Annotated in this window: 23 protein-coding genes and 1 pseudogene; 10 read left to right on the top strand and 14 right to left on the bottom strand. The window is 68.8% G+C overall.

The window, feature by feature from the left end; translation table 11 throughout:
* Window positions 1-127 precede the first annotated feature (127 nt).
* Window positions 128-1,438 carry an NmrA family NAD(P)-binding protein gene (locus BJQ95_RS14135; protein WP_130177079.1) on the top strand — a complete coding sequence of 437 codons (1,311 nt, stop codon included), beginning with the start codon at window positions 128-130 and terminating at the stop codon, window positions 1,436-1,438.
* A gap of 106 nt (window positions 1,439-1,544) precedes the next feature.
* Window positions 1,545-1,916: a hypothetical protein gene (locus tag BJQ95_RS14130; protein WP_130177080.1), complete on the top strand. Its 372-nt coding sequence runs from the start codon at window positions 1,545-1,547 to the stop codon at window positions 1,914-1,916.
* Between the two features lie 8 nt (window positions 1,917-1,924).
* On the opposite strand, the gene BJQ95_RS14125 is transcribed toward BJQ95_RS14130, so the two are convergent.
* The 3 genes from BJQ95_RS14125 to BJQ95_RS14115 form a co-directional block, all read right to left on the bottom strand.
* Window positions 1,925-2,473 (bottom strand): PepSY domain-containing protein, encoded by a 549-nt coding sequence (locus tag BJQ95_RS14125; protein WP_130177081.1) that lies wholly within the window; start codon window positions 2,471-2,473, stop codon window positions 1,925-1,927.
* Between the two features lie 128 nt (window positions 2,474-2,601).
* A complete protein-coding gene (locus BJQ95_RS14120) occupies window positions 2,602-3,933 on the bottom strand; it encodes a cell wall metabolism sensor histidine kinase WalK (RefSeq protein ID WP_130177082.1) in 1,332 nt (443 codons plus the stop codon).
* Window positions 3,926-4,603, bottom strand: a complete 678-nt coding sequence (locus BJQ95_RS14115) for a response regulator transcription factor (RefSeq protein WP_130177083.1) — start codon at window positions 4,601-4,603, stop codon at window positions 3,926-3,928. The genes BJQ95_RS14120 and BJQ95_RS14115 overlap by 8 nt, the downstream gene beginning before the upstream one ends.
* Window positions 4,604-5,096: 493 nt before the next feature.
* On the opposite strand from BJQ95_RS14115, the gene BJQ95_RS14110 reads away from it, so the two are divergent.
* Together BJQ95_RS14110 and BJQ95_RS14105 are read left to right on the top strand one after the other, a co-directional pair.
* Entirely contained in the window at window positions 5,097-5,975 is an 879-nt protein-coding gene (locus BJQ95_RS14110; protein WP_130177084.1) for an ABC transporter ATP-binding protein, read from the top strand.
* Between the two features lies 1 nt (window position 5,976).
* The gene (locus tag BJQ95_RS14105) at window positions 5,977-7,218 is read left to right on the top strand and encodes an ABC transporter permease (protein WP_130177085.1); all 1,242 of its coding nucleotides are present in this window, start codon (window positions 5,977-5,979) and stop codon (window positions 7,216-7,218) included.
* Window positions 7,219-7,423: 205 nt separating this feature from the next.
* On the opposite strand, the gene BJQ95_RS14100 is transcribed toward BJQ95_RS14105, so the two are convergent.
* The gene (locus BJQ95_RS14100) at window positions 7,424-9,082 is read right to left on the bottom strand and encodes a PLP-dependent aminotransferase family protein (RefSeq protein ID WP_240694668.1); all 1,659 of its coding nucleotides are present in this window, start codon (window positions 9,080-9,082) and stop codon (window positions 7,424-7,426) included.
* Window positions 9,083-9,347: 265 nt separating this feature from the next.
* Here BJQ95_RS14100 and BJQ95_RS14095 point away from each other — a divergent pair, with 265 nt between their 5' ends.
* Together BJQ95_RS14095 and arsM are read left to right on the top strand one after the other, a co-directional pair.
* The gene (locus BJQ95_RS14095) at window positions 9,348-10,043 is read left to right on the top strand and encodes a pyridoxamine 5'-phosphate oxidase family protein (protein ID WP_130177086.1); all 696 of its coding nucleotides are present in this window, start codon (window positions 9,348-9,350) and stop codon (window positions 10,041-10,043) included.
* Between the two features lie 327 nt (window positions 10,044-10,370).
* Window positions 10,371-11,177 (top strand): arsenite methyltransferase, encoded by an 807-nt coding sequence (gene arsM / locus BJQ95_RS14090; protein WP_130177087.1) that lies wholly within the window; start codon window positions 10,371-10,373, stop codon window positions 11,175-11,177.
* A 331-nt stretch (window positions 11,178-11,508) separates the two neighbouring features.
* Here arsM and BJQ95_RS14085 read toward each other — a convergent pair whose 3' ends face one another.
* Together BJQ95_RS14085 and BJQ95_RS14080 are read right to left on the bottom strand one after the other, a co-directional pair.
* On the bottom strand, window positions 11,509-12,297 hold the full coding sequence (locus BJQ95_RS14085) for an alpha/beta fold hydrolase (protein WP_130177088.1): 789 nt from the start codon (window positions 12,295-12,297) through the stop codon (window positions 11,509-11,511).
* Between the two features lie 5 nt (window positions 12,298-12,302).
* The gene (locus BJQ95_RS14080; RefSeq protein WP_256041391.1) at window positions 12,303-12,533 is read right to left on the bottom strand and encodes a hypothetical protein; all 231 of its coding nucleotides are present in this window, start codon (window positions 12,531-12,533) and stop codon (window positions 12,303-12,305) included.
* Window positions 12,534-12,808: 275 nt separating this feature from the next.
* On the opposite strand from BJQ95_RS14080, the gene BJQ95_RS14075 reads away from it, so the two are divergent.
* Window positions 12,809-13,609: a nuclease-related domain-containing protein gene (locus BJQ95_RS14075; protein ID WP_130177090.1), complete on the top strand. Its 801-nt coding sequence runs from the start codon at window positions 12,809-12,811 to the stop codon at window positions 13,607-13,609.
* A gap of 73 nt (window positions 13,610-13,682) precedes the next feature.
* On the opposite strand, the gene BJQ95_RS14070 is transcribed toward BJQ95_RS14075, so the two are convergent.
* Complete coding sequence (locus BJQ95_RS14070) at window positions 13,683-14,171, bottom strand: DUF2809 domain-containing protein (RefSeq protein WP_130177091.1); 489 nt, start codon at window positions 14,169-14,171, stop codon at window positions 13,683-13,685.
* 103 nt (window positions 14,172-14,274) lie between these two features.
* Between BJQ95_RS14070 and BJQ95_RS14065 the strand changes: the two genes are divergently transcribed.
* Together BJQ95_RS14065 and BJQ95_RS14060 are read left to right on the top strand one after the other, a co-directional pair.
* Complete coding sequence (locus tag BJQ95_RS14065) at window positions 14,275-14,448, top strand: hypothetical protein (RefSeq protein WP_165384887.1); 174 nt, start codon at window positions 14,275-14,277, stop codon at window positions 14,446-14,448.
* Between the two features lie 48 nt (window positions 14,449-14,496).
* Window positions 14,497-15,087 (top strand): dihydrofolate reductase family protein, encoded by a 591-nt coding sequence (locus BJQ95_RS14060; RefSeq protein ID WP_130177092.1) that lies wholly within the window; start codon window positions 14,497-14,499, stop codon window positions 15,085-15,087.
* Window positions 15,088-15,124: 37 nt separating this feature from the next.
* Here the strand turns inward: BJQ95_RS14060 and BJQ95_RS14055 are convergent, their stop codons facing one another.
* From BJQ95_RS14055 to BJQ95_RS14025, 7 genes and pseudogenes are all read right to left on the bottom strand, one after another.
* On the bottom strand, window positions 15,125-17,431 hold the full coding sequence (locus tag BJQ95_RS14055) for a bifunctional diguanylate cyclase/phosphodiesterase (RefSeq protein ID WP_165384888.1): 2,307 nt from the start codon (window positions 17,429-17,431) through the stop codon (window positions 15,125-15,127).
* Between the two features lie 354 nt (window positions 17,432-17,785).
* Window positions 17,786-18,364, bottom strand: coding sequence for a dihydrofolate reductase family protein (locus tag BJQ95_RS14050; RefSeq protein WP_130177094.1), 579 nt, complete (start codon window positions 18,362-18,364; stop codon window positions 17,786-17,788).
* 242 nt (window positions 18,365-18,606) lie between these two features.
* Window positions 18,607-19,370: pseudogene (locus BJQ95_RS14045) on the bottom strand (ABC transporter permease).
* Window positions 19,367-20,182: an ABC transporter ATP-binding protein gene (locus tag BJQ95_RS14040; protein WP_130177095.1), complete on the bottom strand. Its 816-nt coding sequence runs from the start codon at window positions 20,180-20,182 to the stop codon at window positions 19,367-19,369. Before BJQ95_RS14040 ends, BJQ95_RS14045 begins: the two are co-directional and overlap by 4 nt.
* A complete protein-coding gene (locus BJQ95_RS14035; RefSeq protein ID WP_130177096.1) occupies window positions 20,179-20,547 on the bottom strand; it encodes a DUF1048 domain-containing protein in 369 nt (122 codons plus the stop codon). Before BJQ95_RS14035 ends, BJQ95_RS14040 begins: the two co-directional genes overlap by 4 nt.
* A gap of 2 nt (window positions 20,548-20,549) precedes the next feature.
* Window positions 20,550-20,900, bottom strand: a complete 351-nt coding sequence (locus tag BJQ95_RS14030; protein ID WP_130177097.1) for a PadR family transcriptional regulator — start codon at window positions 20,898-20,900, stop codon at window positions 20,550-20,552.
* A gap of 222 nt (window positions 20,901-21,122) precedes the next feature.
* Window positions 21,123-22,076 (bottom strand): DMT family transporter, encoded by a 954-nt coding sequence (locus tag BJQ95_RS14025; RefSeq protein ID WP_130177098.1) that lies wholly within the window; start codon window positions 22,074-22,076, stop codon window positions 21,123-21,125.
* 82 nt (window positions 22,077-22,158) lie between these two features.
* Here BJQ95_RS14025 and BJQ95_RS14020 point away from each other — a divergent pair, with 82 nt between their 5' ends.
* Window positions 22,159-23,058 (top strand): LysR substrate-binding domain-containing protein, encoded by a 900-nt coding sequence (locus tag BJQ95_RS14020; RefSeq protein WP_130177099.1) that lies wholly within the window; start codon window positions 22,159-22,161, stop codon window positions 23,056-23,058.
* Window positions 23,059-23,596: the final 538 nt, after the last annotated feature.

The raw sequence follows: 23,596 nt of genomic DNA, 5'->3' as shown, positions 1-23,596 counted from the left end.
CGCGGGGACGGACCTTCGCTGGGGAGAACTCGCGAGAGCGGTGTTGGGGCTGCCTCAGGTGCATGAGGCAGCCACACGGCCGCTTTCGCGAAAGCCGGGCGGGCCGGGCGGCACTAACGTAAAGGGCATGAACGACCAGACTTCGTCACCCCGGCGCACAGCGCTGACGGGCAAGATCCTGGTCACCGGGGCATCCGGCACCGTGGGACAGGCCGTGGTGGATGCTCTGGCCGCAGCCGGTGAGACCGTGATCGCCGGGATGCGAGACCCGCGCGCCTGGATCGCCGAGGGCGCCCGGCGCGCCAGCGGCACCGCGGGCGGGCAGCAGCCCGGCGGGTACGGGACGGGCCGACCCGGCGGGGGATCCAACGGCAGTGGACGGGGCGCTGGTGTGCCCGGGACCGGCGGACGGGGCGTTGGTGTGCCCGGGACCGGCCGATCCGGCACCGGTGGGCCCGGCACCGGCCGACCCGGCGCCGGTGGGACGGGCCACGGCGCAGCAGCGCCCCTCGGCAAGCCGCTGCGGGCGCCCAACCAGAAGCCGGAGCTCAACCCGGCGCACAAGCCCGAGCCGAGCAGCCTGCCCGCCACGGCGGCCCCCCAGCGCACGGTCGGCCGGCCCGGCGCGGGAGCCGCGACCGGCGCGGGCCGGGGCGGGAAGGCATCCGCTCAGACCGCCGCTCACCCCATCGGTCACGCCGTCGACGGCAGCGGCGCCAGTGTGCGCGCCTTCGACTTCGGCGACCGCAGCACCTGGGCCCGCGCCCTCGCCGGTGTGGACCGGGTGTTCCTGCTCGTTCCGCCGACGATCGCTGAGGTGGGTCGCACCCTGATTCCGTTCATCGACCAGGCGATGGAGGAGAGCGGCGTGCAGCAGATCGTGTTCCTCTCGGCCCCGGGCGTGCGGTCCACCCCCCGCTCACCGCATCACCTGGTGGAGCAGTACCTCAAGCGCACCCGCACGCCGCACACGATACTGCGGCCCAACGTGCTCATGCAGACTCTGTCGACTCTGTACCGCGACGACATCCGCCTGCGCGGCGAGATCGTGCTGCCGGCCGGCCGTGCCCCGGTGGCGTTCGTCGACGCCGACGACGTGGGCCGGGTGGCCGCCCGGGTGCTCACCGAACCCGGTCACCTGGGCAAGTCGTATTCCCTCGCCGGGGAGCAGGCGCTGAGCTATGCGCAGGTGGCCGAGATCCTCACCGACGTGCTGAACCGGCCCGTGCGTTACACCGCCACGACCGAGGCCGAGTTCGCCGAGTCGGCCGCGAAGCAGGGGGCCACGGCGCCGGACATCGCCGCGCAGGCCAGCTGGTACAGGGTGGCGCGCCTCCGCCTGACCGCGCTGCCGAATCGCAGCATCCGCCGGCTCACCGGCGAGGGCGCGACCACGCTGCGCCAGTTCGTCGAGGACCACCGGCAGAGCTGGCTCTGACGAGGCACTGACCCCGAACTGGGGTGCACCGCCAGCTTGGTCGGCCGGGCGGGTGTTGGTACGGTCAGTCGGGGTCGCTGACCCCCACGCCACCTGACCGAGACGGATGCGCCATGCCACGTGCTCCGATCCCGGCTGTGCGCCGATGATCGTGCTCGCCGCCGTCATCCTGTTCTGCGTGGTGCTGCCGTTCGCGTTGTCGTTCGTCGCCGACACCATCGTGCTGGTGGTGCGGCGCGGCCGGGCCGGGGTGCCGGCCCTGGTCGTTGTCGTCGCACTGACCCTGGCGAGCGCCGGGGCCGGGCTGCTGCTGCTGTACCTGGGCCGGGCGGTCGACACGACCCCCGCCGAGTGGGACCGGGCCGCCTCGCTCGGCCGGGGCCTGCTGCTCGTGTGTGTGCCGTTGGCCGTGGCCGGGCTGCTGCTGCGGTTGTGGATCGCCGCGCCGCCCGGCCGGCGCCGCGACCCGAAGGCCTGAGACCCGCCCTACGCGGTGGGGGCGCCGTCGACCTCAACCACGGCGAAGCTCGCGTCAAGCTCGACGTCGACGTCCTGACCGTTGTCGAGGGTGATCTCGACCTCGTAGGCGTAGTCGAAGTCGTCGCTCTGCTCAACCTCGGTGATGGTGCCGACGGTGCCCGCGGGCAGGGTCGCGAGCGCGGCGGCGGTGGCGGCGTCCCGGTCGGCGGCGGAGAGCGCGCCGAGGTCGCCGGAGTCGTCGGTGTCCGCGCTGTCGGAGTCGTCGGAGCTGCCCGAGTCGTTGGCGCTGTCGGAGTCGTCGGAGCTGCCCGAGTCGTGGGTGCTGCCCGAGTCGTCAGGGCTGCCCGAGTAGTCGGCGCTGCCCGCGTCGTCACCGCTGCCGGCGTCGGTGCCGGTGCCACTGCCGACGGCATCCAGTGCGGCGGTGCTGGCCTTGTCACGGGTGCTGCCGTCGAACGGGCCGCCAGACGGGTCGGCGACGGCCAGGCCCGCGCCGCCCACGACGAGAACGGCGGCAACGGCAGCGCCGGTGATCCAGAGGGTCTTCTTCTTCACGGTATGTCCCTTGTTCTAAGCGGTGCCACTGGGGCCGATGACTCCACTGCGGGGCCGATGACCCCACTGTGTCAAGGTGCCGCTGAAGCCATCCTGAAGCCCGCTGAAGGCGCCTTCAGAAATGCTGGTCAGGCCTCATCTACCGCGGGCAGGCGTACTTCGAACCTGGCGCCGCCGAGGCTGCTCTCGACGACCCTCACGGTGCCGCCGTGCGCCTGCACGCTCTCCCGCACGATCGCCAGGCCCAGCCCGGTGCCGCCGGATGCCCGTGCCCGGGACTCGTCCAGCCGCACGAACCGTTCGAACACCCGGTCGCGCTCGCCGAGCGGCACCCCGTGGCCGTCGTCCTCCACGACCAGCAGCGCCTGCCCGTCGACAACGCCGAGCGCGAGGTTCACCCGCCCGGAGGCGTGTTGGGCGGCGTTGTCGACGAGGTTGCGCACCACCTGGCCGAGCAGGTTCTGGTCGCCGTGCACCCGGGCCGGGCCCACCCCGGTGCTGTCGATGCTGAGCGCCATGGTGTCGCGCAGCCGGCGGGCCTCGGCGAGCATCAGGTCGTCCAGGTCCACGGCGGTGCCGGTGCGATCGATCGAACTCTCGGTCACCCGCGCCAGCAGGAGCATGCCCGCCACGAGGCGCTCGAGCCGGTCCCCTTCGTCGAGCACGGCCTCGGACAGGTCGTCGAGGTCGACCCGGTCCGGATGCGCCTGGGCCACCTCGGCGTACTGGCGGAGCGACGCGAGCGGGGAGCGCAGCTCGTGCGAGGCATCCGAGACGAACTGGCGCTGGGCGCGCTGGGAGGTGTCCAGCCGGTCGAGCATGCCGTTCATGGTGTGCGCCAACCGGCCGATCTGGTCGTTGCGGCCCGGGTCGGCAATGCGGCGGTCGAGGTTGCTGGAGGTGACGGTGTCGACCTCGCGGCGCATCCGTTCGACGGGGGCCAGCGCCCGGCCCACCACGATCCAGGTGAGCACGGCGACGATCCCGGTGAGCAGCGGCACGGCGCCGGCCAGCAGCACGGCCACCGTGGCGACGGCTTCGTCGGTGTTCTCCACCGCGCGGCCGGCCAGGATGGTGGTGTCGTCCTGGTCGTCGGCCGCGACGAGATAGTCGGTGTTCTCGCCAAGCACCCGCACGATCTGGGTGTCACCGCCGTCGCGCACGGTGAGGAGCCGGCCGTCGAGGGCCTCGCTGCCGGCGATGAGGGCGCCGGAGGAGTCGGTGATCTGAAAGATCACGTCATCGTCGTCGGCGTCGAGGCCGGCCACGCCGGTGCCGGTGTCGAGCTCAGTCTCGATCTGCTCGAGGTCGCGTTCGACGGCCGTGCCCACCTCATCCAGCAGCACGCTGCGCAGTACGAGCACGAAGACCAGCGCGCCCACGACCAGGGTGACGGCCACGATCGCCGTGGACACCAGGGTGATCCGGCCGCGGAGCGACCGGGTGCGCCGCTCAGCCACCGTCGGCCGCCAGCCGGTAGCCGGCACCGCGCAGGGTCTCGATCGCGTTCCGGTCGAACGGCCGGTCCACTTTGTTGCGCAGGTGCCCCACGTACACCTCCACAATGTTGGGGTCGCCCTCGAAGTCGAAGTCCCAGACGTTGTCGAGCACGTCGCGCTTGCTCACCACGCTGCCCCGGTTGCGCATCAGGTACTCCAGCACCGCGAACTCCCGGGCGGTGATGTCAACGGATGCGCCGCCCCGCGTCACCGCGCGGGTCGCCGGGTCCAGGTGCAGGTCGCCGGCCCGCAACACGGTGGGCCTGGCGCTGGTGCCGCGACGGATGAGGGCGCGCATCCGGGCCAGCAGCACGGCGGAGGAGAACGGTTTGGTGAGGTAGTCGTCGGCGCCGGTGTCCAGGGCTTCGATCTGGTCCCAATCACCGTCCTTGGCGGTGAGCATCAGGATCGGCGTCCAGTTCTCCTCGGCGCGCAGGGTCTCGCAGACCCGGTAGCCGCTGAGTCCGGGCAGCATGATGTCGAGCAGGATGACCGCGTACTCGTTCTCGCGGGCCAGCCAGAGGCCGTCCGGACCGGTGCCGGCGATGTCGACCGCGAAGCCCTCGGCTTCGAGGCCGCGCTTGAGCCCGGTCGCCAGGCGCACCTCGTCTTCCACCAGCAGGACTCGCATCCGGCCCCTCGTCAATCTGGCGGCCACGCGGCCGCCGGTGTCAGTCTGGCCGACCCCGCTGAAGGCAAGCTGAAACCGCCGTGATCAGCCCGATTTGTTGTGCGGCCGCCGCCATCTCGTTGGTCGAGCGTGTCGAGACCCGGTGAGGCAGCGTATGGGTCGCGGCCATCGCGCCGGGATCTCGACAGGCTCGATCAGCGTATGGGTCGCGGCCATCGCGCCGGGATCTCGACAGGCTCGATCAGCGTATGGGTCGCGGCCATCGCGCCGGGATCTCGACAGGCTCGATCAGCGTCTGGGTCGCGCCCGCGTTCGTTGGTCGAGCCTGTCGAGACCCCGTGCGCCAGCCTCGGCCCTACGGTGCCGCATCCGCCGTCGATTTGTGGTCCCTAGAACGAAAACCGCTGGTCAACAGCCGGATACCTTTGGGCAGCGCTAGGGTATGGGCATGACGAAAGCAGCGGGGTCTCTTGTCCACATCGAAAATTTCCGGATGGATTTTGCCGGCACCACGGTTATCGAGGACCTCTCCTTCGACGTGCTGCGCGGCGAGACGTTCGGTTTTCTCGGCTCAAACGGCTCCGGCAAGACCACCACTCTGCGTGCCCTGCTGGGCATCTACATCCCGACCGGCGGCATCCTCCACATCGATGGACGCCCGTTCACGCCGGAGGCCGGCATCCGGCTGGGCTACCTCCCGGAGGAGCGGGGGCTGTACAAGAAGGAGTCCGTTCTTGCCGTGATGACCTACTTCGGTGAGCTCAAGGGGCTGACCAAGAAGGCCGCGGCGGCCTGGTCGATGACGTACCTCGAGCGGGTGGGTCTGGGCGACAAGGCCAAGGTGCGGGTGGACAAGCTCTCCGGCGGGCAGCAGCAGAAGGTTCAGCTGGGCGTGACGATCATGAACGACCCGGAGCTGCTGATCCTGGATGAGCCGACGAAGGGGTTCGACCCGGTGAACCGGCGACTGCTGATGGACATCATCGAGGAGCAGAAGAAGGCCGGGGCCACGGTGCTGATGGTGACGCACCAGATGGAGGAGGTCGAGCGGCTCTGCGACCGGGTGATCCTGTTGAAGGGCGGCCGGGCGGAGGCGTACGGCACGATCCCCGAGGTGCAGAACCAGTACGGCGGCACGATGATCCGGGTCGCCTACTCCGGTGAGATCCCCGCGTCCGCACACTATGAGATCAGTCTGCGCGACCGCAACTACGCCGAACTCACCCTCCTCGACACCGTCGACGAGGCCCTGATCTTGCGCGACCTGGTCGACGCCGGCGCTCTCATCAGAAGCTTCACCACCAGCAAGCTCTCGCTCGAGGAGATCTTCGTCAGCGTGTACGGCGACCAGAACGAAATGGCAGGTGCCTGAGATGGCTCAGCACAATCTCCGCACGGTCATCGGCTTCGAGGTGGGCCGCACCCTGGGCAAGAAGAAGTTCTGGATCATCACCCTGCTGGTGCCGATCGCGATCGGCATCGTCGTGGGCCTGGTGACCCTGGGCAACACGTCGTCCATGAGCCGTATCGACGCCCAGTCCGACGCGCAGATCACCTTCACCTACAGCGACGCATCCGGCTATGTCGACCCGGCCGTGGCCGAAGCCCTGGGCGGCACCGCGGTCAGGGATGACGCGTCGGCGATTGCCGAGGTGAAGGCGGGGGAGGAAGACGCCCACTTTGTGTACGCGGCCGACCCGGCCGCAACACCGACCCAGGTGTACGGGATCGACAAGGGCCTGTTCGGCAACGGCGAGTATCAGAGCGTCGCCACCCAGGTGCTGATCACCAGCGCCCAGGACCAGATCGGGGATCCCGCGCTGACGGCATTGGCCCAGGGTGACGTGTCGGTGAACGCCACTACCTACACGAACGGGGAGGAAGCGGCCGGGTTCATGGGCGTGATCCCGCCGCTGATCTTTCTGGTGATGTTCTTCCTGGTCTTCACCCTGCTGTCCAACCAGATGCTCACCAGCACCCTCGAAGAGAAGGAGAACCGGGTCACAGAGATGATCCTCACCACCCTGAACCCCACGGCGCTGATCAGCGGGAAGATCATCTCGGTCTTCATCGTCGGCTTCGTGCAGGTTCTGGTGTTCCTGCTGCCGGTGCTGTTCGCCTATCTGTTCTTCCGGTCCTCGTTGAACCTGCCCGAGCTGGACCTGTCCAGTTTCACGTTCGATCCCGGGCAGATGATCGTGGGGGCGCTGCTGGCCCTGGGCGGGTTCGCCCTGTTCACAGGCACGGCCGTCGCGATCGGGGCGGTCATGCCCAACGCCAAGGATGCCGGCGGCTGGTTCACGGCACTCATCATCCTGATGATCGTGCCGCTCTATTCGGTCTCGCTGGTGCTTTCGGACCCGCACAGTCTGGTCGTTGGCCTGTTCACCTACTTCCCCTACTCCGCGCCGATCACCGCGATGCTGCGCAACGCGTTCGGCTCACTCTCGGGATGGGAGGCGGCCATTGTCATCACGGAACTCTTCCTCCTCAGCGCGGTCGTGTTGCAGCTCGCGGTGCGGCTGTTCCGGTACGGGTCCATCGAGTACACCAACCGGGTGTCGTTCAAGACCGTGTTCTCGGGGCGCAAGGCCAAGAGCCTGATTCTCCGGTGAGCGGGCGGGGAATGTCCGTGCCGGGCTGCGAGAAGGTTTCATTTCGGAACTTCGCAGGGTGAATCGTGGCCTGCACCCTGTTTTTTGCCGAAACGAATGAGCGGATGCGGCGGTGCAGCAGCAGGCGTGCGACCGGGCGCTTCGACGCCACTCAGTTGCGGATTTCCCGCCTTCGTATAGCGAACGAAGGCGGGAAGTCCGCAAATCAGTGTCCGGCGGGGGCCGTGAGGAGCCGGGCGAGCACGTCGAGCGCCCGGCCGAGCTCCAGATCGGTCGGCGAGCCGTAGCCGAGCACCAGGCCGTGCTGGCCCCGGTCCCGCACCGTGTAGTCGGCCAGCGACGCGACCCGCACCCCGCGCGCGGCGGCCTGCGTGATCAGAGCGGATGCATCCGCCTCGCCCGCGACGTCAATATGCACCACAACGTGCAGCCCGCCGTCGAGGCCGGCCAGTCGCACGCCGGGCAGCGCGCCCAGCGTGCCGATCACCAGGGCGCGGCGGTGCGCGTACTCGCGGCGCACCCGGGTGACGTTGCGGGCCAGGCCGCCGCCCTCGAGGTAGCGGGCGAGCGCCGCCTGCTGCACGCCGGACACCGACGGCCCGAGGTCGTCGCGCACCTCGCGGAGGGCCGCGCCGAGGTCGCCGGTGGCGATGATGTAGCCGCAGCGGATCCACGGGGTGACGGTCTTGGAGAAGCTGCCGACCAGTGCCACCCGGCCCGACGTGTCGAGGGTGGCCAGGGCGGGTAGCGGCGCGGCGCCGAAGCGGAACTCGCTGTCGTAGTCGTCCTCGATCACCACGGCATCCGCTGCGTGCGCCCAATCGAGCAGGTCGAGCCGCCCCTGCACCGAGAGGCTGCTGCCCAGCGGATACTGGTGGCTCGGGGTGATCAGAACGGCGTGCGGGGCCGGCACCAGCGCGGCGAGCTCTGCCAGGTCGATGCCGTGGGGATCGGTGCGCACCGGCAGAAGATGCGCGCCCACCCGGCGCAGCACCCGCAGGGCGGTGGGGTAGCCGGGGTCTTCCACGGCGATCCGCGGGGTCACCATCCGGAGGGTGGCAGCCGGCTCGGTGCAGGAGCTGGTGCCGCTGCCTGTGCCGGTGTCTGTGCCGCTGCCTGCGGTGTCGCCGCCGGCCAGTGCCGCGAGGGCCAGCCCGATGCTTGCCAGGGCGTCGCTGGTGCCGGCCGTGACGATCACGTCGTCGGGGCGGCAAGCCAGTCCCCGCGCCCGCCGCACGTGCTCGGCGATCGCGGTGCGCAACTCGAGGGTGCCGCTGGCGGGCGGCGAGTCGCTCCGCCCGGACGCTTGGACGGCGGAGCGCCAAGCCGCCGTCCAGGCCGGGTCGACGAGAGTCCGGGTCGACGGATGCCCGGGGGCCAGGTCGATCAACGGCAGGGGAGTGAGGTCCGGAGTTGCGCTCGCGGGCCTCTGGGTGCTCGCGGTGCTCTGGGTGCTCGCGGTGCTCGGGCCGCTCGCGGTGCTCTGGGTGCTCGCGGTGCTCGGGCCGCTCGCGGTGCTCGATGTGCTCGGGCCGCTCGCGGTGGGCCGTGCCCGCCCGCGGGAGAGGTGGCCGTGTGTGCCGTCGACGGCGTCGGCGAGCGCATCGGACCGCTCCACCATCACCCGGGTTGCCGAGCCCGGACGCGCCAGGAGGTAGCCCTCGCCGGCGAGCTGGTCGTAAGCGGCGACGACCGTGCCGCGCGACACCCGCACCGAGGCGGCGAGGGCGCGGGTCGAGGGCAGCGCCTCGTCGTGCCGCAGGACCCCGCCGAGGATCGCCCGGCGCAGTGCCGAGGCGAGTTGCGCCGCCAGGGGAAGCTCCGACGTCCGATCGAGCAGGATCGGCAGGTCGTGTGCGTTCACGGGTTTCCTCTCTCGGTGTCCGGCGGGCGCGGGCGGCATCCGGCCTCTCGCACCGGATCGAGGGTGCTCGACCCGAACTGGTGCGACGGCGCCGAACTCGCACCGGATCGACGGCTCTACTCGCACCGGATCGGCGGTGCTCGACCCGAACCGGTTCGACTGTGCTGGACCGAACCGGATCGGCGGCGCTCGCCCCGAACCGGTCTAGTAAAAGTTGCCACAACTGGTCCTGGTGTTGATCCACTCTGGGCTCGATCCTAGTAGCATGCCGCACTCCACACAGCCCCAGAGCGACCTGACCACCGAGTTACCCATCACCGCCCGCACCCGCATCACCCGCGCCCCCGAACGCCAACGCACCGACCGGGCCGAGCTGTACGGCATTCTGGACGACGCCCTCGTCGCCCACGTCGCGATCGTGCGTGACGGCCTGCCGCTGGTGCTGCCGATGGGCTTCGGCCGTGGCGCCGACGCCATCTACCTGCACGGCTCCACCGGCAGCGGCATCTTTCGCGCCATGGCATCCGGCGCCCCGATCTCGGTCACGGTGACGCACCTGGACGGACTCGTCTATGCCCGCTCGCTGTTCGACAGCTCGATGAACTACCGCAGCGCCGTCGTGTTCGGCGTACCGACGGTGGTCGCCGCCGCCGACAAGGAGAAGGCCATGCGCGTCGTCTCCGACCACCTGATGCCGGGCCGCTGGGACGAGGTGCGCGACATGACCAAGCGGGAGCTCGCCGCGACGCTCGTGCTGCGGCTGTCGTTGGCCGAGGCGAGCGTGAAGGTGCGCGCCCACGGGGCGTCCGAGGCCGCGGATGACGGCGACGACCGCTCGATCTGGGCGGGGGTGCTGCCCCTGCGGCTGACGGCCCTGGCGCCGGAGACCTCCGCGATGACCCCGCCGGGCGCCCCGGTCTCCGCCGCGGCGCTGGCCTATGCGGCCCGCCTGTCTCGCTGACTGACCGTGTGCGCGCTCGTTTTCGGAACTGCGCCTCAACTGTTCCCCGTGCGGACAAATGCACCCGGTACACCGGGCGCAGAAGTCCGCTTCGGCAACAGTTACCGCGTTCGCGCAGCGGCGGGCGGGAAGCCGCGACGGTGTTCGGTGGCAGTGCACGGCGACGGCGCCGCGGCGGCGCCGCGGCGGTGTGCAGCGGCGGTGCATGGTGGCAGTGCACGGTGGCGGTGCGCAGCGGTACCAGCCCCGGCAATTGACGACCGTTGATTGTCTCGCCATACTGAATGCATCGACATCCGTCTATATGAACCAGGGGTGGGACCGCGCATGACCGAGAAGACCGCGACAGAGAAATCCGCCACCGAGAGGACCAGGACCGAGAAGACCGCGACCGAGAAGGCCGCGATCACCGAGCAGGTGCGCGAGCGTTACGCCGCGCAGGCGCTGCAGGTCACCGACGTGAGCAGCGGCTCCTGCTGCGGCACACCGCTGGAGACCAGCGACGTCTTCGGCTCGGTGCTGTACACCGGTGCCGAGCACACCGAGGTGCCCGACGAGGCCATGCTGGCCAGCATCGGCTGCGGCAACCCCACCGCCGTGGCCGACCTGCGGCCCGGCGAGAGAGTGCTCGACCTGGGCTCCGGCGGCGGCATCGACGTGCTGCTCTCGGCCCGGCGGGTGGGCCCCACCGGCTTCGCCTACGGCCTGGACATGACCGACGAGATGCTGGCCCTGGCCCGTGCCAATGCCGCCAAAGCCGGCGCCACGAACGTCGAGTTCCTCAAAGGACTTATCGAAGAGATCCCGCTGGCGGATGCCACGGTCAACGTGATCATCTCCAACTGCGTGATCAACCTCTCGGCCGACAAGAACGCCGTCGTGCGCGAGATGTTCCGGGTGCTCACGCCGGGCGGTCGACTCGGGCTCTCCGATGTCGTGGCCGAGAACCAGCTCACCGAGAGCGAGCGCATTGAGCGGGGCTCCTATGCGGGCTGCATCGCCGGGGCGCTGTCGGATGCGGAGTACCAGGTGGCGCTGGCCGCGGCCGGGTTCACCGACGTGAGCGTGGAGTTCACCCACGAGGTGGCCCCGCAGATGCACGGCGCCATCATCAAGGCCGTCAAGCCGAGCTAGCGGGCCGCGGTCGCGGTACGAGGTCGTCTCGCGGGGTCTCGACGGGCTCGACCAGCGGGACGGGCTTGACCAGCGGGGCTGTCGGGCCTGAAGGTCGTCTCGCGGGGTCTCGACGGGCTCGACCACCGCGACGGGCTCGACCAGCGGGACGGTCGCGGTACGAGGTCGTCTCGCGGGGTCTCGACGGGCTCGACCGGCGGGACGGGCTCGACCGGCGGGGCGGGCTCGACCAGCGGGACTGTCGCGCCCACTCGTTGGTCGAGCTTGTCGAGACCAGGTGACGTGCCTATGCGTCGCGACCGGCGCCGTCGAGCCGCCCCCGCGGCTGCGCTCACTCGGAGCCGGGCAGCCCCAGGAACTCGATCGCGGCATCCCGGAACGCCCGGGAGGTGGGCGCGTTGAAGTGGTTGCGGCCGGGGATCTCGAAGAACGAGGCGCGCGGGGTGGCCTCGGCCAGCGCGCGGGACGCCTCGAGGATGCGGTCCTCGCTGCCGGTGGCGAAGAGCACCCGCTGCTCGGGCGCATTCGCGGCGTGCGGCTGCGGGCCGTCGCGCATCCCCTCGACGAGCGCGATCAACGCTTCGAGGTCGTTGTCGCGGATGGCGCCGGCCATCGTGAGGTACGCGCCGGTGAGGGCATCCGTGACCGGAGTGCCCTCGCGCACGAACGCGAGCGCCTGGTCGACGCGGAACCGGGTGAGCGGGTCGCCGTCGGGGATGCCGCCGAACACGGCGCGGTCGATGCGGGTAGGCATGAACCGGGCGGCGTGCCAGCCGACCCGGGCGCCGAGCGAGTAGCCCACGTAGTCCACCTCGTCGAGCATGAAGGTGTCCAGCACGGTGAGCACGTCGGTGACGAGCAGGTCCATCGAGTACGCGTCGGCGGAGTGCGGCTTGTCGCTCTGGCCGTGGCCGCGCTGGTCGATCGCGATCACGTGGTAGCCCTCGCGCACCAGGTCGCGGATCCAGCCGGTGGCGTGAAAATTGGCCAGCGCGCTCGAGGCGAAGCCGTGCACAGCGAGCACGGTGGGGGCGTCTGGATCGCCGAATTCGTAGGTGGCGATCTGCACGTTGTCGGGGGAGATGACCGTGCGGGCGGGCGGGGCTTGGGGAGTATGCATCGGCTCTATTCGACCACACGGGCGGATGCCGCGGCGCCCGCCGCCTGCGCGGCCACGGCCTGGCCATCCTCCCGGGTGCGCCCCCGCAGTTCTCGGCTGACCGCCGCCTGCGCGGCCACGGCCTGGCCATCCTCCCGGATGCGCCCCCGGCCGTGCCCGCTGACCGCGGCCGCCAGCTCAGAACTGTTGCCGAAACGGACATCTGCGCCCGGTGCGCCGGGGCCACATGTCCGCACGGGCAACAGTCGTGCGTTGCGGCGCGGGATAGCCGCGCGCAGCCCGCGCGCACGCGCATCCGCTGTGCGCCGACACCTACAGTGGGGGTGCCGCCGGGGTCTCCCGGCTCGGTAATCTCGAATCACCGAACGTGGTGGGCGCCCCGCCTGCGCCGCTCCCTGGATGGCCTGACGCCTGCGAAGCGGCGCACCTCCGTGTGGCGGTCCCGGCGCGACCATCCCTTCCACGCGGTCTCCCTGACGCAGCCGCGTCTGGGCGCGTCCGAAGGAGCACCGTGACCCTGCATCCCCCCGCCATGCGCAACCGCATCGCCGCTCAGCTGGTCATCGAGCACCTCCTCTCCCGCCAGACCGCGGTGCCCCCGCGCACCCGGGTCGCCCGGCTGTTCGGACAGTCGCCGCTCTGCCCCGAAAGCGTGAGCTGGTACCTCGGCGCGCAGGGCGAGATCACGGTCGGCAAGATGCTCGCCACCCTCCCCCCGGACTGGACCGCCTTCCACGCGGTGCCGATCGGCAAGAATGACACCGACATCGACCACATTCTGGTGGGCCCCGGCGGCATCTTCACCATCAACACCAAACACCACTGCGGCAAGCACATCTGGGTGGGCGCCCGCACGGTCACCGTGTCCGGACACAAGAAGGCCTACCTGCCCGCCGCCGAGCACGAGGCCGAACGCGTCACCACCGTGCTGCGCGAGCGGATGCCGCTGGTCGCGCCGGTGCAACCGGTGATCGCCCTCGTCGACCCCAAGCAGATCACCTTCCGCGACAAGCCCGTGCAGGTGAAGGTGCTCGACGCCCGCACCCTGCGCCGGTGGCTGCTCAAGCTGCAGCCGGTGCTCAGCGACGACGAGATCGCCGAGGCCGTCGTGATCCTGGACAGCCCGGCCACCTGGCGCCAGCACCCCACCCCGGCCCCCGCCGACGTGATGACCCGCTTCGCCGCGCTCGACGGGCAGGTGCGCCGGGCCCGCATCCGCCGAGTACTCTGGGCGGTCGCGGGGACGACGGCAGTGTGTGCGGCCTTCCTGGGCGGAGCGCTGCTGGGAATGCGGGCCCTGCTGGGCGGCTGACTCACCGCGCGGAACGCCAACGCCCAACCCGATCGTCCGGCTTCAGGCCGGTCGTCTTCGGCGTGCCCCCGGGTCAGTCCCGTTGCTGCCAGGTGCTCACGGCAATGGCGGTGAGCACGCCGACGACGTAGGCGACCAGGTCGAGGGCATGGAAGGTGGTACCGAACAGATAGCGGGCCGGCGGGACGAGCTCGGCGAGGCCGGCGGGCACGCCGGTGAGCTGGAAGACCTCGATAGCCAGGCAGAGCACGATCGCGGCCGCTGCAACCTGCCAGCTGGGCCGGCGGACGAAGATCACCGACAGCACCAGGTACACCAGGACTGCATAGAGCGCGTCGCCGACGAAATCGCTGACGATGCCGGCTGTCGTGGCGTGCACCAGCAGCCCGGTGACCACGATCAGGCAACCGACCGCGATCAGCAGAAGCCGATGCTTGCGGAAGCCCTGTTCCACCGCTCCCTGGGTGGGCTCTAGGTCGCGCAACTCCTGCGTGTGCTCATTGTTCAGGCCGGAATCCGGCTGCAGGCTGGCCCCGTAAGGCACCCGGTACTTCCGATCCATACGCTGACCGTACCGTGTGGCGCAGCCCCGGCGAAACAGTCAATGCGTACGAATGGTTTTCGGCGAGCGATTCCGGATGCCCGCGGAGCGCTAGCCTGACCTCATGACCACCGCGAAGAAGTCGATGCTGCCACCATTGGTAGCGGCCGTGGCCGTCGCCGCGCTGTTCCTGGTGTTGGCGTTGGGGGTGAACGGCAACTTCCCGGTGCCGATAGCCGCGGCCATCGCACCGGTTCTGGGCGCCGGAACGTTTCTGTCGATGCGGCCGCGCCGGTAGCCGACGGCACCCCTCGCCAGTGTCGGCGGCCGCTGCTAGCGTGCTGGCATGACCACCACTACTGGGCTGGGCGCGCCCGTTCCGCCCGTGATCGGTTGCGTGTTCGTGGGCACCAGCCTCGACGGTTTCATCGCCAGGGAGAACGGCGACTTCGACTGGCTCGTCGCCGCCGGCGACGCCCTGGGGGAGACCGGCTACGACGAGTTCTTCGCCTCTGTCGACGCGATGGTCGTGGGCCGCGCCACCTTCGACACCGTGAGCGGCTTCGCAGACTGGCCCTACGCCGGCAAACGGGTGCTGGTGCTCAGCCGCACCCTGGTGCGCGGCGTCGATGCCGAGTCCGCGCCCGACACCACCGCGCACGCGACGCTCGATGACGTGGTCGCCACCCTCGTCGCCGAGGGCCGCCGCCGGGTGTACGTCGACGGCGGCCGCACCATCCAGAGCTTTCTGCGGGCCGGGCTGATTCGGGAACTCACCATCACCCGTGCCCCGGTGCTGATCGGTACGGGCATCCCGCTGTTCGGCCCGCTCGATGCGGATGTGCACCTGCGGCACGTGGGCACCCGCGAGTTGGGCGCGGGGTTCACCCAGTCCAGCTACGAGGTGTTGGGCCCCGACCACCCTCGCGAACCGTGAGAAAAGCCCCGAAAACTCGCGTCTTGTGGTGCTTTTCTCACAGTTCGCGGAGGACGGGAGGGGCGTGGCGGGCCAGCCACGCGGCCAGCTCGGCAGGGGGCACCGCCCGGCAGTACAGGTGCCCCTGCGCCGCGTCGGTGCCGATCAGGGTGAGCATCTCCTGCTGGTCCAGCCGTTCCACACCCTCGGCGATGGTGGCGATGCCCAGTTTCGCGCTCATCTGCACGATCGCCTCCACCACGGTGCGGTCCACCGGGTTGCTCAGCGCCCCGGTCACAAAACTCGCGTCGAGCTTGACCACCGAGATCGGCAGCGACCGCAGCGTCGACAGCGACGAGTACCCGGTGCCGAAGTCGTCGATTCCCACCTGCACCCCGTGCGTGGCCAGCTTCTTCAACCGCTCCACCGCCGCGACCGACTCCAGCACCACCGTTTCGGCGAGCTCGAGCACCAGGCGAGTGGCGGGCAGCCCGCTGTCGGCCAGGCACCAGAGCACCGACTCCACAAAGTGATCGCTCTCCAGCTCCAGGGCCGAGATGTTCACGTGCACCGTCATCGGCACCCCTGGCCGGGCGGCCGGCCAGGTCATCGCATCCGTGCAGGAGCGCCGCAGCACAAACGCGCCGATGGCCAGGATGGCGCCGCTGGACTCGGCCAGCGGGATGAACTCCTCCGGCAGCAGCAGGCCGCGCCCCGGATGCCGCCACCGCACCAGGGCCTCGGCTCCGGTGCAGTGCAGGTCGGTGAGCGACACGATCGGCTGGTAGTGCACCTCGAGCTGCCCGCCGCCGGCCGCCCGGCCCAGCAGCCGTTCGAACGACACCAGCGTCGATTCGCCCTGCAGTAGCCCGGGCTTGAACAGCTGCACCTGGCCCTTGCCGTTGGCCTTGGCAGCGTACATGGCCACGTCGGCCTGGTGCACGAGCTCGTCAAGGTCGGCACCGGGCACGGCCGTGGCCACCCCCACGCTGGCGCCCACCCGGCAGGGCCGCCCGTCCACGATGATCGGTGCGGCCAGCGACCCCACCATGCGTTGCGCGATCACCTCGGCCGCGGCATCCGTGGTGCCCGTGAGCACCACCGCGAACTCGTCGCCGCCGAGCCGGGCCACGATGTCGTGCGGCCGGGTGCAGTGCCGCAGCCGCTCGGCCACCTCGGCGAGCACGGCGTCGCCGGCACGGTGGCCGAGCTGGTCGTTGACGTCCTTGAAGTCGTCGAGGTCGAGGAACAACACGTGCAGCGCCTCGGCGGTGTCGGTGCGGGCCAGCTGGGCGCCCAGCTGGGTGGTGAACGAGAGCCGGTTGTCGAGCCCGGTGAGGGCGTCGTACTGCGCCTGCGCCGTGAGCTGATGGTGCGAGTGGCTGTTGCGCAACGCCAGATTCACCTGGTTGACCAGGCTGCGCACCGACAGGATGGTGCCCTCGGGGATGCGCTTGGGCGCGCCGACCAGGAGCCAGGCGTCCTCCTCCTGCTCGGTGAGCGGCACGCACTCCCAGACCAGGGCGACCCCGACCGCGTCGTTCAGCGCGCCCGGGTGCAGGATGTGCGCCTCGGCGCCGCTGCTGCGCAGCACATCGCCGGGCAAGGTGGTGGGCGAGTCGACGAAATCGCCGGTGTGGGCGCCGACCTGCAGCACCTGGCCGTCGTGCACCACCTTGAGCACCCGCAGCCCCGGTGTAGAGGAGCCGAGTTCGTTCGCGGTGGTCCAGGCGAGGGTGCGGATCTGGGCGGCGTCGGTCATGCCGAGCAGCTTGGCGCCGGTTTTGGTGAGGGCCTTGTCGCGTTCGATGGCCCAGTCGTGGGCCTGCAGCCCGGTGCGCAGCTGCCCCGAGACCACGATGATGAGCAGCATGATCGTGGCGGTGCCCAGCTGGCGGGCCAGGTCCGGCGCGGTTTCGTGTGCCGGAAACACCGACCAGAGCATCGTGATGGCCACGACTGCTGCGGAGTAGAGCACTCCGCGCACCACCGAGCGCCACGGCGTGCCGTAGAGGGTGCCCAGCCAGGCGGCAGCGAAGATCAGCGGAGTTGCCGCCGCGGGAACCGGTCCGGCCAGGGCGAATGCGGTCAGAGCGAGGGCGTCGAGCACCTCCAGGGCCAACGGCACCTGCTGCCGCACCAGGCTGTAGATCCACGAGCCGCAGAGGGCGATTGCGGATGCCCCGGCCATCAGCAGGGCCTCCGGGCTCGCGCTCATCATCGCCACGATGCCCGGCAGGCTGAACAGAAGCGACAGCAACGCCAGCCAGGTGAACAGCCACCGGGTGCCCTGCAGAATGCCCGGCGGGCGGCGCAGCAGCGTGCGGCCGATTCCGGCCACTCCGAGCCGACCGGCTCTGTTCAAGGTAGATCGTTCCCCGACTGCGACCATCTCACTGCTTTCCTGGATCGTGTCTGAGCATCCGCTGGTGGCCGCGACGACACATACGTTGAACGTACCAGTGAGCAGCCCGCGCTCTTGACGGATGCGCGTGCCGTGGCCGGGCGCGCGCGGTCACCCGGTGGGGGCGTTCGTTTGCAGACGTCCGGCCTTCGTTTGCGCGGCGAAGGCCGGATCCTTGCGAACGAGTGTGCTTCAGTGGTCCATACGCTGGCGTCGGGTAGAAGCTCCCGCGTCGACGACCCTGCATCGTGAAAACCCCGTGCTGCTCGCTCACACGCGACCGGATCCGGTTGTGGAGCGCTGACAGAACTTGTTTCAGGCGCGGTCGTAGGTGAGAACTCGCATGCCGGATTCGAGTAAGACTTCATCGACGGGCTGGAACAGATGAGATTGGAAGGGGCCGTTGAAGAGCGGGATGCCGGCTCCGATGACGGACCGGTTCTGTTTGAGGATGAGCCGGTCGATTTCCGGCAGTAGGGAGTGGGCCAGCGTTCCGCCTCCCACCAGCCATAGGTCTTTCCCCTTCTCGGCCTTGAGCGCCCGTACGCAGGCCAGCGCGTCGCTTCGGACGACCTCGACGGCGGAGTCCTGGCTTTGTAGCGTGGTTGAGAAGACAAGGTGGCGAAGATGTGGATACGCATCGGTCAGGCCCGCTGCAAGGCCGATCTCGTAGGACGCCCGGCCTTCTAGAACAGTATCGAAGCTCTCGCCGATGCTGTCGATGCCCATGGCGTCACGCGCTGGGCCTGGAAGAGTTTCGGGAAAATGTTTCGCGATGAACTGGATGACGTCGGGCGTGAGCGGGAAGTAATCCGCACCGCTCGGGTCACCCCCGTCAGGGCCCGCGATGTAGCCGTCGAGGGTCGTGGCCACGTAGTAGACCAGCTTTCGCATGAGATGTGCCTTTCTGACCGTTGACGCCGACCCAAACCGGGCCACTTTGTGTGTTTCTACTATGACGTGCCGGATGTCGGCTTGTGGCGCTGCTCTCGCAGGAGATCACGACTTGCTTGCAGAGCAGCACTGGGGGTGCGCCGTCGCAGAGTTGCGATTGCGACGGCGGTGGGGAAGACCCCCAAGTAGACAACCGCGAGAATCGACGGTAGCGGCCCGGCCTCGAGATGCGGCGCTCGGTCTCAGTTGAGCTTGCGGCGGTAGGCGGCGATGGCGAAGGTGTAGGCGACGGCGAGGATGCCGACGAGCCAGGCGAGGGCGATCCAGATGTCGTTGCCGACGGGTTCCTGGGCGAGCAGGGCGCGGAGGGTGTTCACGATGGAGGTCACGGGCTGGTTCTCGGCGAACCAGGCGACCGGGCCGGGCATCGAGGTGGTGGGCACGAAGGCCGAGCTGATGAAGGGCAGGAGATCAGCGGGTAGCTGAACGCGCTGGCGCCGTCGATGGTTTTGGCTGAGAGGCCGGCGATCACGGCGAGCCAGGTCAGGGCGAGGGTGAACAGGATCAGGATGGCGGTGACCGCGAGCCAGGCGGCTGGGGACGCCCCGGTGCGGAACCCCATGATCAGCGCGACGCCGATGACGACTGCGACGGAGACCATGTTCGCGGTCAGGGAGGTGAGCACGTGTGCCCAGAGCACGCTGGGCCGTGAGATCGGCATCGATTGGAAGCGTTCGAAGATGCCGCCCTGCATGTCCAGGAACAGCCGGTACGCGGTGTACGCGACGCCGGACGCGATCGTGATGAGCAGGATGCCGGGGAGCAGGTAGTTGACGTAGGACTCGTCGGATCCGGTGTTGATCGCACCGCCGAGCACGAACACGAACAGCAGCAGCAGTGCGATCGGGGTGACGACGGTGGTGATGATCGTGTCGGGGCTGCGGAGGATGTGGCGCAGTGAGCGGCCGGTGAGGATGTTGGTGTCGCGAAGGACGTGGGTGGTCATCGGGGTTCCTTTCCTGTCGGAACAGTGCCGAGGGGACGGTCTGTGGTGGTGGTCTCGCCGGTGTCTGTGACGAGGGCGAGGAAGACGTCCTCAAGGGAGGGCTGCTTCTCGACGTACTCGACCGTGGCCGGGGGGAGGAGACATTTCAGTTCGCTGAGGGTGCCGTTCTGGATAATCGTGCCCTTGTGCAGGATTGCGATGCGGTCGGCGAGGTGTTCGGCTTCGTCGAGGTACTGGGTGGTCAGCAGCACGGTTGTGCCGGCTCTGGCGAGTTCCTTGATGGTTTGCCACACCTCGATGCGCGCCTGCGGGTCGAGTCCGGTGGTCGGTTCGTCGAGGAAGATGATCGGCGGGTTGCCGATCAGGCTCATCGAGATGTCGAGTCGGCGTCGCATGCCGCCGGAGTAGGTCGATGCCTTGCGGTTTCCTGCTTCGGTGAGGAAGAACCGGGTGAGCAGGTCGTCGGCGATCGCACCCGGGTTCTTCAGGTGACGCAGCTTGGCGATCAGTACGAGGTTCTCCCGGCCGGTGAGGATGTCATCGACCGCGGCGAACTGGCCGGTCAGGCTGATCGACTCGCGCACGTCGGCCGGTTTCGCGGCGACGTCGAAGCCGTGCACCGTCGCGGTGCCCGCGTCGGCTTTCAGCAGCGTCGAGAGGATCCGCACGAGCGTGGTTTTGCCCGCACCGTTGGAGCCGAGTAGCGCGAAGATGCTTCCCGCCGTCACGTCGAAATCGACGCCTTGCAGCACGTGCAGGTCCTTGAACGATTTCTCGATGCCCTGGACGCGGATGGCTGCTTCGGTGGTCATCGCTGTTCCTTTCGCTCGGCGTTGTCGATTGCCTCGTTCAGGCGGGCACGCTCCTTATCGATCCACTGCGTGCCTGAGTAGGCCTGGGCGAACGTCTCGGCGAACTCGGCGGGATTGTCGCCGACGATCTCGCGCACCGGCATGCCGTCGACGGCGGCGCGTTCCCACAAATCGGCCAGGTCGCCGAACATCGTCACGAGAGTGTCGCTGTCGGTGATACCTCCGTAGTACATGAGGTAGCGGTGGATCGCCTTGGCTGCCGTTCCGTAGGGCTCGGGGAGGGCGTCGATTCGGGCCTTGTCCTGCTTGTACTGCTTCTTCTGCTCGAGCGAGCCGGTGAGGGTCTCAATCCACTGTGCAGCCATGATTACGCTCCTTCTTCCTGTGGGTGTTCGATGTGGTGGTGGAGCTGTTCGATCCGTTCTGCGAGGAAGCTCCAGGTCCTCCAGAACTCTTCGAGGTACTCGCCGCCGAGTGCGTTCAGCGCGTAAACCTTGCGTGGCGGACCCTTCTCAGACGGGACCTTCTCGACGTCAACGAGGCCACGTTGTTCGACCCTGATCAGCAGGGCGTAGACGGTGCCCTCGGCGATGTCGGAGAACCCCTGGTTGCGTAGCCGGGCCGTGATCTCATAGCCGTACGCCGGCTGCACGGCGAGGATTGCGAGGACGATGCCCTCGAGCGTGCCCTTGAGCATTTCGGTCGTCTGCTTGCCCATGAACCTCTCCTTCAACTATTCAGTGTTGCTATCTACTGGTACATAGTAGCCATGAGTACCGGTAGATAGCAATACTGAATAGCAATTCGTGCGCGGGGGCTTTCATTGGCACAGAAATTCACCGTCCGGGTCCAACTCGCGTTTGACAGCTGGGTGGCAGTAGGAAACGCTCACCGGGCGTTGGCCCGATGAGCGTCCGAGTCTCGTTCAATTGGGACTCACTCATCTGGGGGTGCGCCGTCGCAGAGTCGCGATCGCGACGCCGGCGAGAGCCACTGCGCCACCGATGATCGCGAGCGTCGGTGGAGTCTCGTTCAGTACCAGCCACGACAGAAGAATCACGACCGCCGGGATGGCGTAGGTGGTCGCCGCCGTGCGACCGGCGCTGGATCGCGACAAAACGTAACCCCACGTCGTGAACGCTACGGCGGTGGGGAAGACCCCCAAGTAGACGACCGCGAGAATCGACGGTAGCGGCGCGGCCTCGAGCGCGCGCAGCAGATTCGGCAGGAACGGCAGGCAGGCGAGCGTGCCCGCGAGGCAACCGATCAGGGTCAACGTCGATGCGTTCAGGTGGTGCAGCAACCGCTTCTGCGCTGTCGCGGCCGTTCCGTAAATGACCGCCGCCAGCACCGCGAGTGCGACCCCGATCGGGTCGAACCGGCCCGTCGACGTGGCAACCGCGACGACGACGACGCCCAGCAGCGAGACGAGCATCCCGACGATAAGACGCCGGGGGAAGCCCTCACCGAGCAGGATGCCGGCGAGCACCGCCGTGATCATCGGGGCGATGTTCACCAGCAGTGCGGCCGTCCCCGCATCGATGTGCCGTTCCGCTGCGTTCAGGGCCAGGTTGTAGACGCCGAACCAGGAGATGCCCCAGACGATGACCCCGATCAGTACCCACCGCGGTGCGTCGCGGATCCGCCGAGTTTGCTGAGTCGAGCCAGCCGGCTTCAGTCGACGCCGCATCCTCAGCTGCATGATCGCCAGGGCGGCCGTCCCAACCACGATCCGGCCGAGGGTCAACGCGCCCGGATCGAAGTCCTCCGCAGCGGCGCGGATGCCCACAAACGCAGAAGCCCACAGCACCACGGTCACCACGGCGGCGCTCCCCAACAGCACGCGATCGCGTTGGTCGATCGGCGATGTCTCGGGGAGTGTTCGAAGTGTCATGGTCCGATCCTCGTCGAGCCATCCGTTTAGCACCAGTACTGATATATGAAGAACTCTTTAGCCCTGCTGTATGGTTGGCGATATGTTGGACGTACATCGGCTCCGTGTCTTCCGTTCCGTCGTCGCCAGTGGGTCCGTGGCCGCGGCCGCGGCGAATCTCGGATATACCCCGTCGGCCATCAGTCAGCACTTGACGGCACTGCACCGGGAGACCGGACTTGTCCTGCTCGAGCGGATAGGCCGCGGGCTGCGGCCGACGCCCGCCGGTCTTGTCATCGCCGCGCAGGCAGAGGGCGTGCTTGCCCGCCTCAGCGAGGCGGAGACTGTGGTTGCCGGCCTGCGCGCGGAGCGGACGGCGCACCTCACGCTTTCCTACTTCGCCTCGGTCGGCGCCACCTGGCTTCCGGAAGTGGCACGCCGCCTCGCCGCAGCGCACCCGGACGTGTCTCTCGACCTTCGCCTTCTCGAAGGCGCGATCCACGGAGATGTGGAGCGCCCGGATATCCAGCTGCTCGTCGGAGACGCCGCGTCTCTGCACACGACGGCGGGCTTCGACGCCCACCATCTGCTGGACGACCCGTATCGCGTTGTTCTCCAGGACTCGCACCCCCTGGCCCGCCGGGCGGAGATCGAGCTCGCGGAGCTCGCCTCGGAACGTTGGATCGACAACGAGGCGCCGTCGGGATGGTGCCGCCGGAACCTCCTGGAGGCGTGCAGCGCCGCGGGCATCGCCCCGGTGTTTCAGGTGCAGGCGCACGATTACGCCATGTCCATCGCATTCGTCGAAGCCGGGCTCGGGATCACCCTGCTGCCGGCCCTGGCCGCACGTCAGCTGCCGGACGGAGTCTGCTCGATCCCTGTCGTACGCCCCGCACCTACCCGCACGATCTACGTCGTCGTGCGCCGGGCCATCGCCGAGACACCGCCGGCGCAACTGATCCTCCACACTCTCTCGTCTGTGGTGACCAGGGGAACGCAATGATCAGGCTGGTGGCACTCGTCAGAGCGGGCACGTGTCGCTAACCGATGGGTTTCGAGGGTTACGTCCCTGTAAGTGGTGTGATTTCCCGCTCGTGAGCGTTGCTTCGACAACGTGAAGAGCCACCGTGGGATGGCCAGTGAGCACCGATCAAAGAACTCACAAAGGACACCACACGATGGCTCTAGACCAGTCTGCCGTTCTTGACCTGCTGGGAGCACTCAAACTGGGTCGACAAAGACGTCGCAGAGCCAAGCGAATGTCACCCAGCTGTCACCATCCGCGCATCTGCGACTTGCCTGCTTGAGGCAGTGTCGTAGACCCCGAAGTCTCGTGAGCCGTCTATCGCGGCATCCTGCCGAGAACGGGCGCGGCCGGGAGCCCACTATGTCTGCGCGAGGTCACGGTCCGTGGTTTCCAAGGACTTGGTCGCCCCCCATTCTGGGGCTGACGTTAGGTGCAACAGGACCGTAGCGTGTGGCCAGCTGCCGTAGTCACACTAGGGCTGGTGGTATCGCCATAAAGGCTCTGATGAAAGGAA

It is taken from the genome of Cryobacterium sp. SO1 (assembly GCF_004210215.2).
Taxonomy (GTDB): domain Bacteria; phylum Actinomycetota; class Actinomycetes; order Actinomycetales; family Microbacteriaceae; genus Cryobacterium.
Note: the sequence above shows the minus strand (reverse complement) of the source record. Positions and strands in the feature narration are given on the sequence as shown.

Excerpts from the sequence above, each read along its gene's own strand:
- BJQ95_RS14135 (WP_130177079.1), top strand. The coding sequence starts at position 128 with ATGAACGACCAGACTTCGTCACCCCGGCGCACAGCGCTGACGGGCAAG.
- BJQ95_RS14130 (WP_130177080.1), top strand. The coding sequence starts at position 1,545 with ATGCGCCATGCCACGTGCTCCGATCCCGGCTGTGCGCCGATGATCGTG.
- BJQ95_RS14115 (WP_130177083.1), bottom strand. The coding sequence starts at position 4,603 with ATGCGAGTCCTGCTGGTGGAAGACGAGGTGCGCCTGGCGACCGGGCTC.
- BJQ95_RS14110 (WP_130177084.1), top strand. The coding sequence starts at position 5,097 with ATGGATTTTGCCGGCACCACGGTTATCGAGGACCTCTCCTTCGACGTG.
- BJQ95_RS14105 (WP_130177085.1), top strand. The coding sequence starts at position 5,977 with ATGGCTCAGCACAATCTCCGCACGGTCATCGGCTTCGAGGTGGGCCGC.
- BJQ95_RS14095 (WP_130177086.1), top strand. The coding sequence starts at position 9,348 with ATGCCGCACTCCACACAGCCCCAGAGCGACCTGACCACCGAGTTACCC.
- arsM (WP_130177087.1), top strand. The coding sequence starts at position 10,371 with ATGACCGAGAAGACCGCGACAGAGAAATCCGCCACCGAGAGGACCAGG.
- BJQ95_RS14085 (WP_130177088.1), bottom strand. The coding sequence starts at position 12,297 with ATGCATACTCCCCAAGCCCCGCCCGCCCGCACGGTCATCTCCCCCGAC.
- BJQ95_RS14070 (WP_130177091.1), bottom strand. The coding sequence starts at position 14,171 with ATGGATCGGAAGTACCGGGTGCCTTACGGGGCCAGCCTGCAGCCGGAT.
- BJQ95_RS14065 (WP_165384887.1), top strand. The coding sequence starts at position 14,275 with ATGACCACCGCGAAGAAGTCGATGCTGCCACCATTGGTAGCGGCCGTG.
- BJQ95_RS14060 (WP_130177092.1), top strand. The coding sequence starts at position 14,497 with ATGACCACCACTACTGGGCTGGGCGCGCCCGTTCCGCCCGTGATCGGT.
- BJQ95_RS14050 (WP_130177094.1), bottom strand. The coding sequence starts at position 18,364 with ATGCGAAAGCTGGTCTACTACGTGGCCACGACCCTCGACGGCTACATC.
- BJQ95_RS14040 (WP_130177095.1), bottom strand. The coding sequence starts at position 20,182 with ATGACCACCGAAGCAGCCATCCGCGTCCAGGGCATCGAGAAATCGTTC.
- BJQ95_RS14035 (WP_130177096.1), bottom strand. The coding sequence starts at position 20,547 with ATGGCTGCACAGTGGATTGAGACCCTCACCGGCTCGCTCGAGCAGAAG.
- BJQ95_RS14030 (WP_130177097.1), bottom strand. The coding sequence starts at position 20,900 with ATGGGCAAGCAGACGACCGAAATGCTCAAGGGCACGCTCGAGGGCATC.
- BJQ95_RS14025 (WP_130177098.1), bottom strand. The coding sequence starts at position 22,076 with ATGACACTTCGAACACTCCCCGAGACATCGCCGATCGACCAACGCGAT.
- BJQ95_RS14020 (WP_130177099.1), top strand. The coding sequence starts at position 22,159 with ATGTTGGACGTACATCGGCTCCGTGTCTTCCGTTCCGTCGTCGCCAGT.